The organism is Silvimonas sp. JCM 19000 (assembly GCF_054652575.1).
The window spans coordinates 1-19,633 of the sequence record NZ_BAAIHC010000044.1 but is presented as its reverse complement, the minus strand read 5'-3'; the positions used below and the strand labels follow the sequence as shown (position 1 = coordinate 19,633).

At 62.0% G+C, this 19,633-nt stretch carries 16 protein-coding genes; all 16 read right to left on the bottom strand.

Translation table 11 applies throughout. The features are described 5' to 3' along the window. Positions 1 to 852 precede the first annotated feature (852 nt). The 16 genes from ACYQ1A_RS21295 to glpK all read right to left on the bottom strand — a co-directional run bounded on the left by ACYQ1A_RS21295 (position 853) and on the right by glpK (position 19,469). Positions 853 to 1,365 (bottom strand): phage baseplate assembly protein V, encoded by a 513-nt coding sequence (locus ACYQ1A_RS21295; RefSeq protein ID WP_062224968.1) that lies wholly within the window; start codon positions 1,363 to 1,365, stop codon positions 853 to 855. Next, positions 1,362 to 2,486, bottom strand: coding sequence for a hypothetical protein (locus tag ACYQ1A_RS21290; protein WP_499365745.1), 1,125 nt, complete (start codon positions 2,484 to 2,486; stop codon positions 1,362 to 1,364). The genes ACYQ1A_RS21295 and ACYQ1A_RS21290 overlap by 4 nt, the downstream gene beginning before the upstream one ends. Beyond that, entirely contained in the window at positions 2,486 to 2,818 is a 333-nt protein-coding gene (locus tag ACYQ1A_RS21285; RefSeq protein ID WP_499365744.1) for a LysM domain-containing protein, read from the bottom strand. Before ACYQ1A_RS21285 ends, ACYQ1A_RS21290 begins: the two co-directional genes overlap by 1 nt. A gap of 14 nt (positions 2,819 to 2,832) precedes the next feature. Then, positions 2,833 to 3,486 (bottom strand): hypothetical protein, encoded by a 654-nt coding sequence (locus ACYQ1A_RS21280; protein WP_499365743.1) that lies wholly within the window; start codon positions 3,484 to 3,486, stop codon positions 2,833 to 2,835. Then, positions 3,483 to 6,869, bottom strand: coding sequence for an eCIS core domain-containing protein (locus ACYQ1A_RS21275; protein WP_499365742.1), 3,387 nt, complete (start codon positions 6,867 to 6,869; stop codon positions 3,483 to 3,485). The genes ACYQ1A_RS21280 and ACYQ1A_RS21275 overlap by 4 nt, the downstream gene beginning before the upstream one ends. Next, positions 6,862 to 7,158: a hypothetical protein gene (locus tag ACYQ1A_RS21270; protein WP_499365741.1), complete on the bottom strand. Its 297-nt coding sequence runs from the start codon at positions 7,156 to 7,158 to the stop codon at positions 6,862 to 6,864. Before ACYQ1A_RS21270 ends, ACYQ1A_RS21275 begins: the two co-directional genes overlap by 8 nt. Then, a complete protein-coding gene (locus ACYQ1A_RS21265; protein ID WP_499365740.1) occupies positions 7,155 to 9,050 on the bottom strand; it encodes an ATP-binding protein in 1,896 nt (631 codons plus the stop codon). Before ACYQ1A_RS21265 ends, ACYQ1A_RS21270 begins: the two co-directional genes overlap by 4 nt. Next, entirely contained in the window at positions 9,047 to 10,375 is a 1,329-nt protein-coding gene (locus ACYQ1A_RS21260; protein WP_499365739.1) for a Pvc16 family protein, read from the bottom strand. The genes ACYQ1A_RS21265 and ACYQ1A_RS21260 overlap by 4 nt, the downstream gene beginning before the upstream one ends. Continuing rightward, positions 10,372 to 11,148, bottom strand: coding sequence for a hypothetical protein (locus ACYQ1A_RS21255; RefSeq protein ID WP_499365738.1), 777 nt, complete (start codon positions 11,146 to 11,148; stop codon positions 10,372 to 10,374). Before ACYQ1A_RS21255 ends, ACYQ1A_RS21260 begins: the two co-directional genes overlap by 4 nt. Further along, positions 11,145 to 11,846, bottom strand: a complete 702-nt coding sequence (locus ACYQ1A_RS21250) for a hypothetical protein (RefSeq protein WP_499365737.1) — start codon at positions 11,844 to 11,846, stop codon at positions 11,145 to 11,147. Before ACYQ1A_RS21250 ends, ACYQ1A_RS21255 begins: the two co-directional genes overlap by 4 nt. A 27-nt stretch (positions 11,847 to 11,873) precedes the next feature. Continuing rightward, positions 11,874 to 12,398, bottom strand: a complete 525-nt coding sequence (locus tag ACYQ1A_RS21245; protein WP_062225575.1) for a phage tail protein — start codon at positions 12,396 to 12,398, stop codon at positions 11,874 to 11,876. Positions 12,399 to 12,411: 13 nt separating this feature from the next. Next, a complete protein-coding gene (locus ACYQ1A_RS21240; protein WP_499365736.1) occupies positions 12,412 to 14,289 on the bottom strand; it encodes a phage tail sheath subtilisin-like domain-containing protein in 1,878 nt (625 codons plus the stop codon). Between the two features lie 404 nt (positions 14,290 to 14,693). Continuing rightward, the gene (gene fba, locus ACYQ1A_RS21235) at positions 14,694 to 15,743 is read right to left on the bottom strand and encodes a class II fructose-bisphosphate aldolase (protein WP_062224874.1); all 1,050 of its coding nucleotides are present in this window, start codon (positions 15,741 to 15,743) and stop codon (positions 14,694 to 14,696) included. Between the two features lie 35 nt (positions 15,744 to 15,778). Continuing rightward, on the bottom strand, positions 15,779 to 16,768 hold the full coding sequence (locus tag ACYQ1A_RS21230; RefSeq protein ID WP_499365735.1) for a class 1 fructose-bisphosphatase: 990 nt from the start codon (positions 16,766 to 16,768) through the stop codon (positions 15,779 to 15,781). Between the two features lie 15 nt (positions 16,769 to 16,783). Then, positions 16,784 to 17,617 carry a triose-phosphate isomerase gene (gene tpiA, locus ACYQ1A_RS21225; protein ID WP_499365734.1) on the bottom strand — a complete coding sequence of 278 codons (834 nt, stop codon included), beginning with the start codon at positions 17,615 to 17,617 and terminating at the stop codon, positions 16,784 to 16,786. 346 nt (positions 17,618 to 17,963) lie between these two features. Next, complete coding sequence (gene glpK, locus ACYQ1A_RS21220; RefSeq protein WP_499365733.1) at positions 17,964 to 19,469, bottom strand: glycerol kinase GlpK; 1,506 nt, start codon at positions 19,467 to 19,469, stop codon at positions 17,964 to 17,966. Positions 19,470 to 19,633: the final 164 nt, after the last annotated feature.

The following is a 19,633-nucleotide window of genomic DNA, read 5'->3' as shown; positions in this document are numbered from 1 at the left end:
AACGCATCCATTCCGCACGGCCACTGCCGTCTGATTTGTCACCATCACCTCAACAAACCGCCAACTTTCATACGGTGGGTCTCGACCCACCACCCAAAGCCGCCCGCAAGAATGCTCGCTGTAACCCACCCACAGATTCACCACAGCTCGCAAGCACGGGTTGGGTGCGTTACCCATGGGTCTTGTCCTCGCTGGCGGGGACAACGCACATTTCCCCGAATACGCCATGCCCGTCATTCCTTGCCACTATCCCGATTTCGCGTCTTTCAAAGCCTCGGTGGCATAACCAAAATGTGCGTTGCCCTTCGGGTAACGCACCCTACGTTTTACATGCCTCCGTGAGGAGGCAAACATGCGCGTGATTCGGCGCTGTTGTTCTTGTTTGCCACTTTGGGTGGTGGGTCCAGACCCACCCTATGCCTAAAGCGTTAAGCACGCGCACCAGTCCTTCACTGTCACGGCCCAGCATCCACGCCCACCCGATGTTGCCGAAGGCAACGAGGCAGCAACCGTCGCTATGCCACGCCATATCCTGAGCGCGCGAAGGGAGGAGACCCGGAGGGGCTCCGACTGAGCGTCGCGTCCGCGGAGCGGCAGCTGGGCCATCGAAGTGCAAGACGGTCCGTTTCGGTTTTTGACCTGCGGGCCCCCTGGCGAGCGAAGGATTCGCGAGTGGGGTCGCCTTTCTTTTGCTTACTTTTCTTTGGCGACGCAAAGAAAAGTAAGGTGCTCCCGGGCACCCCCGGGTATCTAAAATGCGCCGCAGGCTAAGCGGTAAAAGGTTTGTTCGGCACCAGCCGAACATCAAAACATGCGCCGCAGGCTAAACACCCCCACCCCATCCCGCCCCACCTACACCACCGTCAACGCCCCCTGATTGATACTCACCATCGGCCCCGTCAACATAATCGTCGCCCCCTGCCCATTACTGATCGTGATGCCAATCTCGGTAATCGAAATCAGCGCCCCCGTCGTGCTCTTCAACAAAATCCCCCCGGTCGGCCCCGGCAAATCCGACAACATCAAGGTGTTCTGGCTGCCCGTCTGCAGCACGATGCTCGGTGATACCGGCAGCCCCGCCAGCGCCAACGCCGGCACCTCGGCCGCGCTGCCCCAGAAGCCGCCCACCCAGATCGGGTAATCATGGTCGCCCTGCTCAAACTCCACCCACACGCCCGAGCCCACTTGCGGCACCGTGTAGATGCCGCTCTGGATACCGGCAAACGGCACACACGGCATGGCCCAGCTTGAAATACCCACGCCCAGCACATCGGGCACCTGCACCTGAATCCGCCCCGTCTGCATCGGGTCGATGTTGTTCAACACCACGCCGCGATACTTGCCGTAATACTTGCCCTCGCTCATACAGGAACCCTCGGTAGCGTCGAAATCAGCCCGTTGCGCGTCAGCGTAAATTTCTGTTTGAACTCGCCTTGCTTGATGGTGCTGCTGACGTTCTTCACGTAATACATGCCATCAAACGCCGGCCCCGCGCCGCGCACGCCCACCAGCTCGCGTGCCTTCAACACATTGCCGTAGCGCAACACATCCAGAGAACCCGAGGCAGTCACCACATCCGCACTGTTTGCCGCAGCGGCCAAGCCTTTAGACAGCGCCTGCATCGGCGATAACTTGGCGGTTTCATTCAGCAAGGTAATCGACTTGGGCAGCGGCGCCAGCAGCCCCAGCGGCGGGTTGATCAGGCTGATATCGGGGATGGGCAACGGGATGGGGAATTTGGTGATCTGGTTCTGGATAAACACAATCGGCAGCGTCGACTTGGTGTTGTCGATGGCAAAGGAAATATTCTCCACATTGGTGGCCGCATCCATGCCCAGGTTAAGCGCCGGTTGCGGCAAGCCCAGTTTGATTTCCGGCCCCCAGTACGCAATGTTCATGCCCGGCGCCGGGCCGCAATCTACATAGAACACATAGCCCGCGTCCTTGGCCAGGCGCTGGATATAAGCCAGGTCGGTGCCCTCATGCACTGGAATCTTGTCCACCGGAATCGGCACGTCGCTAAAGATTTGCGGAATCACCAGCGGCACCATGCCCAGCACCGCGTACTTGGCCACGATCAGTGCAATCCGCGCCTCCACCGGCAGCGCCGGATAGGGCAAGCCGCTGAACACTTGCTGGTCCATCGCTACCGACAAATCCTCACCGGTAATGGTCAGCGTGCTCTGGCCGGGCTCGTTGCTGCCGGTTACTTCCTGCTTGGTGATCATGCCGTCCATGATCACGGTGGGCATGCTGTTGAGCGTGATCAGAATCATCACCCGCAACCACGGCACGCGCCCGCCGCTCAGAATCAGCAGCGTGTGCAGCGGCGAATTGTTTTCCAGCGCAAAGCTCAGCTGAAAGCCGCTGCGCGCGCCCGCCGCCGAGGTAACGGTGACGTTGAGCAACATATCCATCATCACCTTGGGCACCGGGATGGGAATGGCTGGCCCGACCAGCAAAGTCAGGTGGATGCCCTTGAGCATTACATCCCCCCCAGATTGGGATAGCCCGGTATGCCTTGCGGCAAGGTCAGACGGATGCGGCGGCCGATTTCTTCCAGCTCGCCCGCTTGCAGGCAGCCATTGGCATCGAGCATGCGCCAGAACTGCAGCGGGTCACCCAGCACCGCCGCGGCCATACGGTCGATGCGGTCACCTTCGACCACGCGGTACAGCTGCAACGTCACATACTGGTCCGGGTCAGGCACAAAGCGGCGTTTCAGGTACACCAGATTGTGGCCGTCGGCCTGCGGCAACTGGCTGGTTTCGCTATTGGCGTAGCGGCTGTTGGCGGGAAAGCGGTCGGTGGTGGCCATGACGGGGTTATCCCTTAAAACAGACTGCTAAGACCCAGGCTGGACAAGCTGGCGCTCGATGCCTTGCGCGCCAGTTGTTCGCGGCTTTGCTGGTACACCATAAACACGTGACCGCCTTTGTCGCCAAAGCCCAGGTCGTTGATATTGAGCACACGCATGCCCAGATTGACGCGCGCGCGGATGGGGTTGAGGTTGACGTCAAATGCCTCTTCGATAATCGAGAAATCCGTAATGCGCACCGGCACCACACGCGATTTGCTCCACACAAACAAGGGCAGCGGCGCTTGCACCGGCACAATCTCCAGCGTGCCGGCGTTGGCCATCTGGTTGTTGCGGATCAGCGCGCCGCTGTCGGGGTAAACAATGGTTTCCAGCGCCGCCAGTTGCGGGTGGATGCCCACTTGCAGCACCGTGCGATGCTGGTCGGGAAACTCCAGCTGGTCGGTGGCATCGATCTCGGCATCCAGCTTGATGGTCTCGATCGGCGGGCCTTTCAGCCGCAGCGGTTCCGCCAGCGTGGCGGTGCCGCCCACCGATTGCGGTACCAGCGTGCGCGTCAGCAAATCGGGGTTGTATTGCAGCGCAATCACGCGCTGCACCGCGCCGCTTTCCGGGTCGATCAAGATCAGGCCGCCCTTCAGGACTTTGGGGTTGATGCTGGTGGTCATTTCTCGACCTCTTTCGGTGTGGTCTTGCCCAACAGGCGGCCGATCAGGTCGGTGGTGTCGATATTGAGTTCGGCTGGCTCGCGTTTGATGTCGGACAGTTTGGGCATGCGGAAACCATCCACGCTGTCGTAATGCAGCGGCATGCGCACGCCCAGACTCAAACCGGTATCCAGCTTGGTGCTCGCCAATTCCCAGTCTTTTTCGGTACGCACCTTGAAGATGCTGACGCCCGCTTCGGCATATAGATGGGCATGCAAGGACGCCGCCAGAATCAGCCCGCCGCCGATATAACCGCTGGCATCCACGCTAAAGCGATCCTTGGTATAGGCGATCTCGCTGGCCAGTTCGGCTTTGCCTTCCAGCCCGGCGCTGGCGTGCACCGAGATACCCCCGCCCACCTCGCCGATCAACACATCCAGTACCGCATCCGCACCCAGCACGCCGGTAATGCCACCGCCGGCTGGAATCACCGCTTTGGCGCGCATGCTGAAGCTGAAATCGGGGTTGTCTTCAAACGGATCAAACTTCACCGACGCCTTGATGCCGGTGAGCACCCCGGGCCCGACGTAGTAGTAATAGCCAATGCTGCCGTACAGCTTGAACTTGAGCCCGATCGGCCCGATCGACGCGCCCGGCACCGGAAAACTGCCCGACGCGGCAAAGATTTCGTGCGGTTCTTCTTTCTCGGGAAAGCGCTTGAACAGCGTGATATCCGGAAACGTCAGATCGCCTTCAAAGGTGATTTTCTGGTTCTGATCCATGGTCACGCTGGCGTCGGCCACCATGCCTTGCTTGCCGTCTTTGGCTTCCTGGATCACATATTTAAGCGTGCCCTTGCCGCTGACTTTGCCATTGGGGTTGAGGTCGATCTTGAGCTTGCCGGTGGCGCGGCCTTTGCTGATATCGATCTCGCCCGTGCCCCAGAAACTTTCTTCGGTGCCCTTCTTTTTGTACCAGGCATCGACCGTGCCATGGAAACCTTTGAATTTAACGCCGGTTTTGCCATGGACCAGAAACGCCTCGCCGTCGTAGCTGAGCATGGCGTCGACCGGGTCGAGGAATTTGTTTTTGGTATCAAAGCGGCCCTGGCCTTTAAACAACCATTTTTCGTTGGTGTAACTGACGGTCAGCGTGGCCGGATTGTCGCCCGGTAGCTTGAGTTGCACTTCGCCGGTGGCGCCGATCTTGCCCTTGGCCAATGCGACATTGATCATGCCGCTCTGCACCCACGGAATCTTGCCGGCCATTTGCGCGGTTTCAATCTTGACGCCGCCGCTCCACTCGCCGCCCTGGTAAGTGACTTCGCCCTTGGTGCTGTCCAGGCCCGGCACATACACAAACAGATCGCCACGCAGCACCAGGCCATTGGCGTCGGCGGTGGCTTTCAGCTTCAGGTCCGCCACGGTTTTGGCGCCGCCAAAGGCAAACGCCAGATTGCCTTCGGGGCGGAATTCGGGCGCCAGCAAGACCGACAACGATGCCTCGGTCACTTTTACGCCGGGGAACGGCGGCTTCAGCTTGGCCGGGTCCAGCGCGCTGGTGACTTTAAAACCGGTGCTGTCGATGGCTACTTTCAGCTCGGGCAACAAGGGCAGACTGGGCTTGAGCGTGCCCTCGGCCTTGATGCCGTCACCATCGATACTCAGGCTGGTTAACTTGCCGGGGCTCATGCCGACATATTCATAAGTAAACGGCTGGCCTAACAGGTTTTTGGGCAGCAATAGATCGCGCTGCGGCCCCAACTTCATGGTGAAGTCACCGCCCGGTTTGCCCTTTTTCATGCGGAATTTTTCGGCATCGATGCTGGCGTGGATGCGATCGCCGCCCTTGCCTTTCAGATCGCGCTCAATCGACACCAGCGTCAGGCCTTTCAGCACATTGGCGGCCCCGGCGTTCACGCCGGTAAACGGCACGATTTTGTCCGCGGTGCCCGGCAGCTTGAGCTTGACCACATTGCCCAACACCAGCATGTCGAAATCGATGGTGGCCGCGCCGCTTTCTTTGGTGATGCTGGGGTCGGCAAAGCGTTTGCCCAAGTCGTAACACAGACCTTTGGTGGGCGCGCCCTGCATATCCACACTCTGAAAATGCAGCGTCACCAGCTTGGGCTTGTTCTTTTTGCCCAGCGTGGCGGTGGCGTCTTCCAGCGCCATATTCGCCAGCGTGGAAATCTGCTGCCAGATCAGGCTGCCGCTGGACCCGTTGTCCAGCGCATCCAGCAATTGCAGGTTTTGCGCGCTGTTGTCGCCGTTCACCTGCAGTTCCTGAATATGGTCGACCTGGCAGGTGGGGCCGGTGGGGATTTCCGGAAAATTCTTTTTGCCGCCCACTTCATTCCAGCGCTTGTCGGCGTCTTTGCCCGCCTTGTAGTTAAACTTGCCCAGCCAGTTTTTCTGCAAGGTGGCGGTGGGGTCGCGCGCAATCTTGAACTTGTCGGCGGGCCGGGGCTTGGCGCCATCCCATTCAAACGTGGTCTTCAGCGGCCGATACGGCGTTTTGTAAAACGCCAGCGCATCGGGGCCTTTTTGCGGCGGCAACACCAGTTTGGCGACGGTGTATTCGGCCTCTTTCTTGTCGACTTTGCCTTCAATCGGCACCGGTTCGTCGCTGCTGTGTAACTCGAAACTGCGGTTGCGCGATTCGGTGTTGTAGGCCACGGTAAAACCCGGACCCTTGTCTGGATTTTTCTCGTCGGGCACCGGCGTGGCGCCGGCTTCGGTCGCGGCCGGGGCCGGCGGTTTGCCTTTACCATTGGGCACGCGTGACAGGCGCAAGCCACCCTGGCTGAGCAAACCGCGCGGCAGGCTGATGCCGCGCATCACATGGTCAGCGGCGTGGTCGGCCTCGTGTTCCATGCGCTGATAATCCGGGCCTTGATCGGCCAGATTGCTGATCCCCGCGCGCTGCAAGCCTTGCTGTTGCAGCGTGTGCGCCAGTTCATGCGCCAGTAAATGGCGGCCGCTGTCGCTGTGCGGTTGGTACTGGCCATCGCCAAACACCACGTTGTTGCCGACGGTATACGCGTGCGCCGACACATCACGCGCCGATTGCGCCGCGGCGCTGTCGTTGTGGATGCGCACGCTGCCAAAATCGCTGTCAAAGCGGTTTTCCATAAAGCTGCGCGTATCGGCATCCAGCGGGCGGCCGGGACGGCTGAGGGTGTCGGTGACCGAATGCGGAATGCCTGCCTGCAAACGGGATGCCGTGCCGTGGCTATGCCGTTGCAGCGTGCCGCCCTCCTGGCGCGCGGCCGCGCAGCTGTCACATTCGCCGCCGCCCCCGGCATTGCCGCCGCACGCACATTTACGCTGCAACAACAGGTTGCGCGTGGCGGCGTGGCTGGCCGGATTTTCGGCGATCTGGGCCGGCGCGCGATCAGCCATGCTCGGCCTCCGGCGCGGGGGGCGTAAACAAGCGGGTAGCAATCAAGCGGGCCAGGCGCGTGCCGGTGTGCTCGGGACGTTCGTGGGCGCGACGCGACAGGCGCGGCAATTGCAGGCGCTCGCGGGCATAGCCTTGCGTGGGCAACGCCTGGGTCGCCAGCAAGCGGCTCAGCTCCTGCTCCAACGCCCGCGCCAGGCGTTGACCGTCACGCACGCTCAGCCCCGGCAGCGCCAGGCTGCCGATACGCAGATTGATGCGCGCGGAAGGGGCGGCGGCGCGCGGCTTCATGCCCAATCCCCTACTTCGGCCAGCGGCAACGGTTTTTCCAGTTTGGCAAACTCGGCTTCGGCGGCGCTGCGCAAATGGCGCATGCCTATGGCGCTGGCTTCTTCCGCCGCCAGAAACGCCGCATTCAGCGCCAGATTGCGGATATGCCCGCCCGATAAGGACAGCCGTGCCAGCTTGGCGACGTCGATATCCAGCAAGGGCGCGTGCTGCGGAAACACGCGTTGCCAGATGGCACTGCGCGCTGCGGTGTCCGGAAACGGAAACTGCACAATAAAGCGCAGTCGGCGTTGAAACGCAGTGTCGATCGATTGCTTGAGATTGGTGGTCAGTATCGCCAGGCCGCGATAGGTTTCGATGCGTTGCAACAGATAGCTGACTTCCAGATTGGCATAGCGATCATGGCTGTCGCGCACCTCACTGCGTTTGCCAAACAGCGCGTCGGCTTCATCAAACAACAGGATGGCCCCGCTGCGTTCGGCCACGGCAAACACGCGTGCCAGGTTTTTTTCGGTCTCACCGATGTATTTGCTGACCAGGCCCGCCAGGTCGATGCGGTATAGATCCAGTTGCAGCGTATTGGCCAGCACTTCGGCCGCCAGCGTCTTGCCGGTGCCGCTGGTGCCGGCAAACAAGGCGCTGATGCCCAGGCCGCGCCCGCCACGCTGGGCAAAACCCCATTCGCGATACACCGTGGTGCGTTGCCGCACTTGTGCCGCCAGCGTGCGCAGCGTCAGCAGCGTGCTGTGCGGCAAGATCAGATCGTCCCAGTGGGCATTGCTTTGCACGCGCTCGGCCAGTTGTTCCAGATCGTGCCGCGCCTCGCTGCGGCAGGCTTGCCATAGTGCGTCCGGGTCGCGCGTGGGCGTGCCCTGCCATTCGCGCGCCAGACGGCCGATGGTACTGGCGGGCAACTGGAATTGCTCGGCGATATGGCCCAGCCGCCCGTTCAGTTTGCCGACGGCTTCGGCGCCGAGTTCGGCCTGCCAATGCAGATGCCGACTGCCCGCATCGGCGCCATGCCATTCCAGCGGCCACTGGCTGCGCCGCAGCGCAAGCGTGCCCTCGCCCGTGATGATGACCAGACCCTGTAACTCATCCAGCCAATGCCCCAGACGTAGCGCCTGGGCGGGTTCGGGATGATCCAGTTCGACCCAGAGCACGGCGTTGCGCAGCAAGGCTTCGCGCTCCCACAGTCGGGCCAGCGCATCAAGCTCGGCGTGGTGGCCGGGCAGCAGATCGGGACGCAAACGGTACAAGCGTAGATCAAGCTGACTGGCCAGTTGCACCACCAGGGCCTCGCCATCGGCATCATCAAACCGGGCCACCGGCGCACTGGCAAGGCTGGCGGCACTCTGCCAACGCGCACCCAGCGCATTGATGGCGGCATCGGCCACCTGGGCAGTCGGCACGCTTTGCGGGGTAATCCACGGTTCGAGCCGCGGCTCGGGATAACTGAGCCCGGCCACCTGATGCAGCACCGCTTCATCCAGCACCAGCCGCGCTTGCAAGGCGCTGCCACTGCCCGCCGCCTGCAGCAATTGCCAGCGGCGCAAGCGGGCCACCGGGGTGATGGCGGCCCAATCCGGCTCCGGCAGGGTGGCCAAGGCCAACGCAAAGGTCGGCCACGCTTTTTGCGCATCGCCGTGCAACTGGGTCAGCAAGGTCTGGATGGCAGTATCGAGTTCGGCCCCGGCCGCGAGCATGATGATTTCTTGCTCAAAGCGGCTCAGGCCCAGTCGTTGCGCCAGGCGTTCCAGCGCCGGTGGCGTGATGCGCCAAGTGGGCGGCAACGGAGAACTGCCATCCCGGCGCGCCTTTAAATACAGCGCCAGATCGCTCAGCGCGGCATCGAGCGCGCGCTGGTTGGCAGCAAAATCGCGGCTGGCACTCATGGCGTAAGCACCGGCCCGGCAAACTGGCCATCCGCGCCCAAGGTCAACGGGCTGATGCCCGCATCCACCTGCAAGCGCGCCAGATAACTCCCCTGCACGATTTGCTGGAATTCAATGTTGACGCTGGCGGTGCTATCCGCCGGGGCGACAATGCCATTGCCCGCGCTGGCGCTGAAACTGTAGGCCCGCGGCGCATGCCCTGCTGGCGGATTGATCTGGTTGAGCAACAGCCGCACGCGCTGCCGATTGCCGATGCGTGGCACCGCCGTGGCGGTGATGACGCCGCTGCGATAAGTCACGCCATCGATCACGCTGCTGCTGGCGCCCGCTTGCACGGCAAAGCTCGCCGCCGGGTTGAGTACAAAGGCGGCCAGATTGGATTCCTGCCCGCCCTGCACTTGCGGCGGCGTACCCATAAACATCGGGTGCACAATCTGCAGCGTGCACACCCCTGCGCGCAAGGTGGCGGGGATGCCGGGCGTGGGCGCAGGCAGCGCCAGACCAAAGCTCAGCGTGTCGCGATCGGCATGCGTGACGGCGCTGGCGTATTCATCGCCGTTGACCAGCACACTCAGCGTGGTCGCATCCAGCTGCGTGCCGCTGACGTTGAGCACGCTGTCCGGCAGGATGGGCTCGCTCAAGCTGCTGCCCGCCATCACCTGATCAATACGCGGCGCGCTTAGCGGCACCACGTACAGATTGCGCCGCCGCACCGGCAACGGTGTGCGCGTGCTGCGTGGCGTTTGCGTGAGCAAAACGCTGACCACATACGCCGCGCTCGGCCGTGCGGGCGTCTGCAATGCGGCCCAGATGCGCGACAGTTCGTCATCCGTCAGATTTAGCGCGACGATGCGCAACTGTTCAATCTGCTCCGCCAGCCCGGCCAGCTGCAACTGACCGGGAATATCCGGCTTGCTGGCATCGGGCTTGAGTGCAGCGCGGATGGCATCGCGGCCAAGGCCGGGGGTGTCATGCAGGGTCTGCATGGCCACGCCCAACATGGCTTCGGCATGAAAATCGGCCACACCATACGCGCCCAGCAAAAAGTGCAGATCCAGCGCCAGCGGCGGATTGCTGATGCGGTCGCCGCGCGCATCGCGACTGGGCAAGTCCTGGTTAAACCAACCGGGATTGCGCATCTGGTTATACAAAAACAGATTGAGTTGATCGATCTCGCTGTCGGCCGAAATCCGTTCCGGCGCAATGCAACTGACGTTGATGGTCTGCACGCCCAGCAAGTCATCCAGCTTGATGGCGCTAAACCCGTTCTGGATGATTTGCTGCAACACGGCCGCGGTGGCCGCCATCCCTAGCGCGGTGGTCATGCGCGTCTCCCGCTGCGAGTTTGCAGATAGTCATCCAGCGATTGCGCCGCGGGTTTGGGCGCGGTGGCGGCCGCCTGGTTGGCGGCAGCGGGTACGGCGCGTTCGGGCAGGATTTCGATGCGGCCGATGCTGATTTCTATGCTCGGCCCCGGCGCGGCTTCGGTCTGCGGCGCGCTGACCGCCAGGTTGCTGTTGCCGGCATTGAGCAAGCGCGGCTCGACCAGGGTAAGCCGCTCGGTGTGATGTTCGATATGCGCTGTGCTGACGGCAGTCGCAGGCTCGGTCTGATCTGTGGGCAGCGGCGCTGCGGCGGCGACCGCTTGCAGCACGGCGGTGGGCTGGATGGGCACGGCCTCGATGCGCTCGACGATGCGTTCAATCAGCGGCGGCACGGCGGGCAGCGCCGGATCAGACGCTGACCCTGGCGCGGCCGGGGTTTGTGCCGGGGCGCTGACGAGCGGAATACCCTGCGACGTGTTCGGCTCGGGCATGGCGGCGGTGAGCAGCGGCGCAAGCGGTGGCAACGGCAGGCGTGATTCGGGCGGCGCATACGCCGCATCCAGCGCGGGGCTGGGCGCTGCTTGCATTGCCACCGACGGCATCTCGCGTGTGGGCGGTGCGGGCTGCGCGGCGACGGGCGCCTCGGTTTCGGCAGAGTGGATTTCAAAACCGGCAGCCGCCTGGGCTTCGCTCTCAAAGCGCGACAAGGCGCGGGGCCGGATCGCCGCCGGTTGCAGCGCGCGGCGTGCCAGCAAGGCCAGATGCGCGCTCACGATAGCACCCGCGCAAGATAGCGCGCGCGCCGGTGGGGGCTCAGCGCCAGAATCTGCGCTTCGCTCCAGCCATAGGCTTGCGCCAATACATGCACCTGATCGAGCAAGCGCTCGCTCCATTGCCCGAGCGCATCATCCAGATAGACGCCGATATCAAACACTTCATCCCAATGCTCGTCGCAAGCGGGGCATTGCAGATCAAGCACCGTGGCAGCCTGCGGGTCGGCCGCGGCCATGGCGGCGGCAATGTCCTCGCGCGCTGCTTCGGGCAAAGGCAGCGCCGCTGGCGCACAGCGCTGCAACAGTCTGGCCTGGGCGCTAAGGCTGTCAGGCTCATGCTGCATCGCGGCCAGATCGCGGCTGTCGGGCAAGCGATAACTGATGCGCTCGCCTTGCCATTCCACGCTCAGTTCCTGCGGTATCTGGGCGGGCGCATCCAGTTGCAAGGCACGGCAATCGAGCGCCAGTTCCAGCCGCTCATTGCAGGCCGGGCACGCCACCGTGGCCGGCAAGGCCGGGCCGAATAACGCCGTATGCAATTGCAGCAGTTGCCGATCCCGCCAGCCCAGCGGCAATTGTTCGGCCGCAACCTGGCCACCGGGCAACAGCGGCGCCAGCAAGGCGCACGGCCGCAGCGGTGCGGCCAGGCTCTGGCTGCGTTCCCACGTATCCAGCCAGTCGAGAGCAGTCAGCGTCACGATGTGATATCCCTGCGCAGTACCACGTCAGGCGGGTTCGGTAAAGCTGGGCTCGCTCGGCTCGGCGATTTCGTAATCGCGTTCCCAGCCTTCGTTTTCCAGCTTGATGCGGGCAATGGCCACGGCGTTGGCATTGGCGTCCAGATCAGGCAGTGACTGGAACTCACTGACCCAGCAGCGGAACACCTTGTACGCCAGCACCAATTGCCCGGCTTCGTTGTACAACTCGATGATCAGATCCTTGCGGAAATCCTTGAGCGACACCTCGGCGCCCAGGCCGTTGCCGTAGTTCCACACCTTGTTGGCCCAGCGCTCGAAATCGGCGTCGTGGGTCACGCCGCGTTCCAGCGTAATGGCGTCGTATTCGGTACGGCCGGGCGATTTGCGGCTACTGCTGGGGTCGCCGCCTTCGCGGTGTTTGACCACTTCGGTGGTGCGTTTGAGCGCCGACACCTTGCTGACGCCCGCCACATAATGGCCATCCCATTTGATGCGGAATTTGAAGTTCTTGTACGGATCAAAACGCTGCGCACTGACGCTGAACTGAGCCATGGTTACGTCCCTTTTAAACCTGCAACTGACCGGCCAGTTGCTGAATGCTGATCACCACAAATTCAGCGGGCTTGAGCGGTGCAAACGCCACCAGGATATTCACCACGCCTCGGTTGATATCGTTCTGCGTGGTGGTGCTGCTGTCGCATTTGACCAGGTAAGCATCGCGCGGGGTTTTGCCCTGGAACGCGCCCTGGCGGAACAGGGTGTTCATGAACGCGCCCAGATTCAGCCGGATCTGCGCCCATAAGGGCTCGTCGTTCGGCTCGAACACCACCCACTGCGTGCCGCGGTACAGGCTTTCTTCAAGGAACAAAGCCAGCCGCCGCACCGGCACATATTTGTAGTCATCGGTCATCTGATCGGCGCCGCGCAAGGTGCGCGCACCCCACGACACCGCGCCAAATACCGGAAAGGTGCGCAAGGCATTGCAACCCAGCGGATTGAGCGTGCCTTGCTCCCGATCGGTTAGCGCGTAGCTGAGCGCTTGCACCCCGACCAGGCTGGCTTCGGTGCCGGCCGGGGCTTTCCACACGCCGCGGTCGGCATCGGTGCGCGCAAACAAACCGGCCACCGTGCCGCACGGTGCGCTCAGCCGCAGCTTGCCGTTCTTGAGCGGGTCAGCGATGTAGATCCATGGGTAGTACACCGCGGCGTAACTGGATTTGGGCAGCGCGGTACCGCTCATGATGCTGACCATATCGGCCGGTTTGACCGCACTGGGCGGCGCATCAATGATCAAAAACGCGCGGCGCTCCTGCACATAGGCCACGGCATCGTTAAGCACACCGGTATCGGTGACGCCAGGCAGGCACAGCAAATTGAACAGATCGACGCTTTCCAGCGCATAGATGCCGGTGCGCAAGGCGCGATCACCGATAAATGCGCCGTACAGATCAGCCGCCGCATAAGGCACCTCGCCGCCACCGGCCAGATAGCGGGCCGCTGCGGTCGGGCGGATTCCGGCGGCGGCATCGACATCTGCGCCGCCGTTTTCGCTGCCCAGCTTGAGGATGCCGGTGGCGTTATTGCTGATGCCGGGCAGCACGCGTACCGAGGACAACTCGCCTGCCACGCCCGACTTGAGCGTGAGCACGCCGCCCGTGGCGCTGGCTTCAAACAGCGCGTATTCGTTGCGCCCGGCCGCCGCCGCTTTGACGTGCGTGGTAATGGCCGTGGCCAGCGCCGCCAGGCTGGCGCCGTCGGCGGGCAAGGTCAGATCCACCGTCACCGGCGCCTTGCCGTTAACGCTGACCTGGAATTCCTTGTGCGTGGCATTCAGCCCCACTGGCGGATCAGCCAGCGTGCCGCTGCGCGTGGTGCCAGCGGGCAAGGCGGTGAGCGTGGCGGCGGGCACGCTGCGCGATAGCTGCACGATCTGCGATACGCCATTGACCAGATCCAGCGCATAACGCGCATCGGCCGAATTCAGTGACAAGTTATTGAATGTTTCCACGGCGTTGTCGGCCGTGCGCACGATGCTCAGATTGAAGCTGCTGGCCGGAATGGCCGTACCGTAATCCACGGTCACCAGCACGCCATTGCCCGCGCTACCGGCATCGACCGCGTTGACTTGCAGTACGTCGATGGTGCCGTTGCTTAGCGCCGTGGTGGCCTGGGTGGCGCTTTTTACAACGCGGATGGCAAAAGCTTCCGTGCCGCCATTCTGAAAAAACTGGCGAATGGCGTAGCTCATTTCGGAATCCGGATCGAGCCCGCCAAACGTGCGTTCGTAATCGGCAAAGCTGAACAGATCGACCGCTTTATTGACCGGCCCAAGCGGGGCGGACCCGGCAAAAGCGGCGATGGACGTAGCGACACCGGTGATGGTGGCGACGCCACTGCCCAGTTCCTGGATATAGACGCCAGGATAATTGAGCGTTGCAGGCATACCAGCTCCTTCATCATAAAGATGAACAAGGGGCCTGCTGCACGCATATCAGTGAAAGCGGGAGTCACTTGCCGCGGCAAGCGCTACGTGTCACGTCCAGGCTACTGACATGGTTATAGTTACAAATTTACAAAATCAAGGACCAATTCTGGCGCGGACTGACGATGGGTTGAGCGCAATAGATTTTGCTAATGCAGATGCCGCGGAACATACAACTGCGTATGTAGCGCGATGCGCCATAGGGTGGGTCCAGACCCACCCTTCAAAGTGGCATAACCAGGCAGCAACGCCCGAATATGCGGCCTTGAGGGGTGGGTATAGATCCCCCATGCAAAGTGGCACAACCGAGCAGCAACGCCCGAATATGCGGCTTTGAGGGGTGGGTCTAGACCCACCCTATGCGTTTACAGCTCGCCTTGGGCGTAGCGTGTGGCCATTTTTTCCAGCGAGATCGGTTTGATGTCGCCTGCGTGGCCGGCGGCGCCAAAAGCCACGTAGCGCTCGATGCAGACGTCGCGCATGGCCGTAATGGTTTGCTTGAGGTATTTGCGCGGGTCAAATTCGGACGGATTCTGCGCAAAGGCACGACGGATGGCGCCGGTGGCGGCCATGCGCAAATCGGTATCGATATTGACTTTGCGCACGCCGTGCTTGATGCCCTGCACGATTTCTTCCACCGGCACGCCCCACGTCGGCGCGATATCACCACCGTATTCGTTGATGATCTTGATCCACTCCTGCGGCACCGACGACGAACCGTGCATCACCAGATGGGTATGCGGCAAACGCGCGTGGATCAGCTTGACGCGGTCTATCGACAGCGTTTCGCCGGTAGGCGGTGACGAGAATTTGTACGCGCCATGGCTGGTGCCAATCGCAATCGCCAGCGCATCCACATGCGTGGCTTCGACAAAGCGGGCGGCTTCTTCCGGATCAGTCAGCAATTGCGAATGATCCAGCTTGCCTTCCGCGCCCGCGCCGTCCTCTTCGCCGGCCATGCCGGTAACCAGACTGCCCAGCACCCCCAGTTCGCCTTCCACCGACACGCCACAGGCATGGGCAAATTCGGCCACGCTGCGGGTCACACGCGCGTTGTATTCAAAATCGGTGGCCGTCTTGCCGTCTTCATGCAAAGAGCCGTCCATCATGACCGAAGAAAATCCCAGCTGGATGGACCGCAAACACACCGCCGGGCTGGCGCCGTGATCCTGGTGCATGACCACCGGCAGATGCGGAAATTCTTCCAGCGCCGCCAGCATCAGATGGCGCAGAAACGGCGCGCCCGCATACGCACGCGCCCCGGCCGAAGCCTGCACGATCACCGGACTGTTGGTGTGATCGGCCGCCTCCATAATGGCGCGCATCTGCTCCATATTGTTGACGTTAAACGCGGGCAAACCGTATTGATGCTCGGCTGCGTGGTCGAGCAGTTGACGCATGGAAACCAGTGCCATATTGCAAATCCCCGATTCGATGTTTGGGTAGACGGTTACGTGCGGTGGTAGCTAACGATGCGTTCGATTTCATTACGCGAACCGAGCATCACGGCAACGCGCTGGTGGATATGGTCGGGCTGCAATTCAAGAATGCGCTGGGTGCCGGTGCTGCTGGCGCCGCCCGCTTGTTCGACGATAAACGACATCGGATTGGCTTCGTACAACAGGCGCAATTTGCCCGGTTTGGCCGGATCGCGGTTGTCGCGCGGGTACATGAACACGCCGCCGCGCAGCAGGATGCGATGCACTTCGGCCACCATCGAGGCCACCCAGCGCATATTGAAATTGTCGCCACGCGGACCTTCTTTGCCCGCCAGGCATTCATCGATATAGCGCTGCACCGGGGCTTCCCAATGCCGCATATTGGAGGCATTGATGGCAAATTCGCGCGTGTCGGGCTCGATGCGCATATTCGGATGGGTGAGCATGAATTCGCCGGTGGCCGCGTCGAGGGTAAAACCGTTGACACCCGCGCCCGTGGTCAGCACCAGCATGGTGGACGGGCCATAGAGCGCATAACCTGCGGCCACTTGTTGCGTGCCGGGCTGCAAAAAATCTTCCGCGCGCGCGGCGCGGCTTTGATCAGGCGCGAGCAACACGCTGAAAATACTGCCCACCGAAATATTGACGTCCACATTGGACGAGCCATCCAGCGGATCAAACGCCAGCAGATAGCGCCCGCGTTGCAGTCCGGACGGCAGGCTGTACATCGCTTCCAGTTCTTCTGACACCATCGCTGCGGCATGGCCGCCCCATTGGGTCCAGCCGATCATCAAATCGTTGGAGATGATGTCGAGTTTCTTTTGATGTTCGCCCTGCACATTGTCGGTGTTGCTGACGCCGCTGGCCCCGGTAAACGCGGCACGGTTGATGGCGCTGCCTATGCTTTTGCAGGCGCTGGCAAATTGATTGAGCAACAGGCCCAGATCGGCGCGCTCGCCGCGGCCCGTTTGCTGCTGGATGAATTCGGCAAAACTGGTCATGCGTATCCTCTCGGTTCAGATGCTATGTAACGCTGTATGCACCGGTTGCGCATCCCTCGGAATAACGGCATCGGCTTCGATCGCGGCGGCATAAATCTGCAATAACGATTCGGTCTGCAACGAGGCGCTGCCGACCAGCGCACCGTCGATATCGGGCATGGCAAACAAGGACGCGGCGTTGTCGGGTTTGACGCTGCCGCCGTACAACAGCGGCATCGAGCGTGCAATGACCGGGTCTTGCTGCGCTATCAGATTGCGGATAAAAGCCAGCACGTCTTGCGCCATTTGCGGCGTGGCGGCCTCGCCGCTGCCGATGGCCCACAGCGGCTCATAGGCTATCCACGCGCCGCGCCAGGCGCCGCAATCCAGCAGGCTGGCCAGCTGGCGCCGCAAAACTTCTTGCGTCTGGCCAGCGTCACGCGCAATCCGGCTTTCGCCGATGCAGACGATGGGGGTAATGCTGGCGCGCAAGCAGGCGCGGGCTTTGGCGGCGATCAGGCGGTCGTCTTCGTAATGAAACTGGCGCCGCTCGGAGTGCCCGACCAGCGCGTGGCAGCAACCCAGATCAGCCAGCATGCTGGCCGACCACTCGCCGGTGCGTTCGCCATCGCTGACTTCGGCCACATCCTGGCCGCACAGATGCAGCTGGCTGCCCTGGGCATAGCGGCCGACTTCGCCCAGATAGGGTGCTGGCGGCGCCAGCATCAGCGGCACACCGGCCAGGGCATGCTCAGCCAGAACCGGCACATCCTGCCGCACCATGGCCAGGTTGCCGTGCATTTTCCAGTTGGCCACCACCAGCTTGCGGCGGGGGATGGACAAGGGTTCAAACGGGGGCGCGATCATCATTTACTGTCCTTCGCGTGGTGGGTATCCAGCTAGTGGCCCGGACCTTGCAGCGCGCAATCCGGGGGAACGCAGCCGGGTATGCTGCGATCGCCCCTTTATAAATCAGCTTACGAAATCAGAAATACCGTGGAAATCCGCATTAGGGATATCCCCGCGCAATCCCTTTAAAACGTGCCGGGTATCGGCATTGCATCTAACGTCTCGCCGCCCGGATGGTGCACAGCAACATCCAAGCAAGCGGCATACCACGCCGCGCTGGCCTGCATCGACGCGGGTTTGCCATCGCCATGCAGCACGCGGGCGGCACTATGCCGGACCACAACGCGCACCACATCGGCCGTAAGGATCAGCCCGCGTTGGCCCAACTGACTGCAGCGTGTATCGCACGTTGCCACTCTGCCACTCGTCGCTTGACGTCTTCGGGCGCCGCTTGCGCGCTAAAGCGCCGCTCCAGCTGCCATTGGTCCTGCAAGGCGGGCAGATCGTTCCAGTAGCCCACGGCCAGGCCAGCCAGATAGGCCGCACCCAGCGCGGTGGTTTCCGTGACTTGCGGCCGGATCACATCAAGTTGCAGCAGATCGGACTGACATTGCAGCAACAAATCACTGCCGGTGGCCCCGCCATCAACGCGCAATTCACGCACCCGCATGCCGCTATCGGCGCACATGGCATCCAGCACATCCAGCGTCTGGAAAGCGATGCTTTCGAGTGCGGCGCGGGCGATATGAGCGCTGGTGGTGCCCAGGGTGGCGCCAAACAGACTGCCCCGCGCATGCGCGTTCCAATGCGGCGCACCGAGTCCGGCAAATGCCGGTACCAGATAAACACCACCGGTATCCGGCACGCTGCGCGCAAGCGCGTCGATCTCGCTGGCATGGCGGATCAGCCCGAGGCCATCGCGCAACCATTTGATCACCGCCCCGGCGGTAAAAATGCTGCCCTCCAGCGCATAAGTGGTCTGGCCATTGATTTGCCAGGCGATGGTGCTGAGCAGATTGTGTTGCGAGGGCACTGGCTGGCTGCCGGTGTTCATCATCAAGAAACAGCCAGTGCCATAGGTGTTCTTGACCATGCCCGGCTGCGTGCATTGCTGGCCAAACAAGGCTGCATGCTGATCGCCGGCAATGCCTGCCAGCGCAATCACGCCACCGGGGACCACGTTGCGGGTGTAGCCGACGATTTCGCTGGAGCCACGCACCTGCGGCAGTACTGCGCGCGGAATGTCGAACAGTTTGAGCAGATCGTCATCCCATTGCAGCGTGTGGATATTGAACAGCATGGTACGTGCGGCATTGGAGACGTCGGTCAGGTGGTTCTGACCCTGGGTGAGATTCCAGATCAGCCAGCTATCGACGATGCCGAAGGCAAGCTCGCCCTGCTCGGCGCGGCGGCGCGCATCGGGAATGTGGTCGAGTAACCATTTGAGTTTGGAGGCGGAGAAATAGGCGTCGATGGGCAGGCCGGTTTTGCTTTTGACCAGATCGGCATGGCCATCACCTTTGAGTTGATCGCACCAGGCGGCGGTGCGGCGGTCTTGCCAGACGATGGCGTTGTAGAGCGGCTGGCCGCTGGCCCGATCCCACAGCAGCGTGGTTTCGCGCTGGTTGGTGATGCCGATGGCGGCAATATCGCTGGCCTGCAGCCCGGCCATGGCGATGGCCTGTGCGGCCACGGCAACCTGGCTGCCCCAGATTTCTTGCGGATCATGTTCCACCCAGCCGGGTTGAGGGTAGATCTGGCGGAATTCGCGTTGGGCGCGTTGGACGATCTGGCCCTGGTGGTTGAAGACGATGGCACGGGAGCTGGTGGTGCCCTGGTCGAAGGCGAGGAGGTATTTGGGTTTGGTGGGCATAGCGGGTGGGCGGGGTTTTTTGGGGGGTGGTTGGTGAACCTTAAACTGCTTGGGCTTGTGGCGCTTGGTTTGATGTTTTGGCCGGTGTCTGGAAAATCTTTAACTGCTTAGCCTGCGGCGCATTTTTGATGTTCGGCTTGCGCTGAACAAACCTTTGACCGCTT

Excerpts from the sequence above, each read along its gene's own strand:
- ACYQ1A_RS21295 (WP_062224968.1), bottom strand. The coding sequence starts at position 1,365 with ATGAGCGAGGGCAAGTATTACGGCAAGTATCGCGGCGTGGTGTTGAAC.
- ACYQ1A_RS21290 (WP_499365745.1), bottom strand. The coding sequence starts at position 2,486 with ATGCTCAAGGGCATCCACCTGACTTTGCTGGTCGGGCCAGCCATTCCC.
- ACYQ1A_RS21285 (WP_499365744.1), bottom strand. The coding sequence starts at position 2,818 with ATGGCCACCACCGACCGCTTTCCCGCCAACAGCCGCTACGCCAATAGC.
- ACYQ1A_RS21280 (WP_499365743.1), bottom strand. The coding sequence starts at position 3,486 with ATGACCACCAGCATCAACCCCAAAGTCCTGAAGGGCGGCCTGATCTTG.
- ACYQ1A_RS21275 (WP_499365742.1), bottom strand. The coding sequence starts at position 6,869 with ATGGCTGATCGCGCGCCGGCCCAGATCGCCGAAAATCCGGCCAGCCAC.
- ACYQ1A_RS21270 (WP_499365741.1), bottom strand. The coding sequence starts at position 7,158 with ATGAAGCCGCGCGCCGCCGCCCCTTCCGCGCGCATCAATCTGCGTATC.
- ACYQ1A_RS21265 (WP_499365740.1), bottom strand. The coding sequence starts at position 9,050 with ATGAGTGCCAGCCGCGATTTTGCTGCCAACCAGCGCGCGCTCGATGCC.
- ACYQ1A_RS21260 (WP_499365739.1), bottom strand. The coding sequence starts at position 10,375 with ATGACCACCGCGCTAGGGATGGCGGCCACCGCGGCCGTGTTGCAGCAA.
- ACYQ1A_RS21245 (WP_062225575.1), bottom strand. The coding sequence starts at position 12,398 with ATGGCTCAGTTCAGCGTCAGTGCGCAGCGTTTTGATCCGTACAAGAAC.
- ACYQ1A_RS21240 (WP_499365736.1), bottom strand. The coding sequence starts at position 14,289 with ATGCCTGCAACGCTCAATTATCCTGGCGTCTATATCCAGGAACTGGGC.
- fba (WP_062224874.1), bottom strand. The coding sequence starts at position 15,743 with ATGGCACTGGTTTCCATGCGTCAACTGCTCGACCACGCAGCCGAGCAT.
- ACYQ1A_RS21230 (WP_499365735.1), bottom strand. The coding sequence starts at position 16,768 with ATGACCAGTTTTGCCGAATTCATCCAGCAGCAAACGGGCCGCGGCGAG.
- tpiA (WP_499365734.1), bottom strand. The coding sequence starts at position 17,617 with ATGATGATCGCGCCCCCGTTTGAACCCTTGTCCATCCCCCGCCGCAAG.
- glpK (WP_499365733.1), bottom strand. The coding sequence starts at position 19,469 with ATGCCCACCAAACCCAAATACCTCCTCGCCTTCGACCAGGGCACCACC.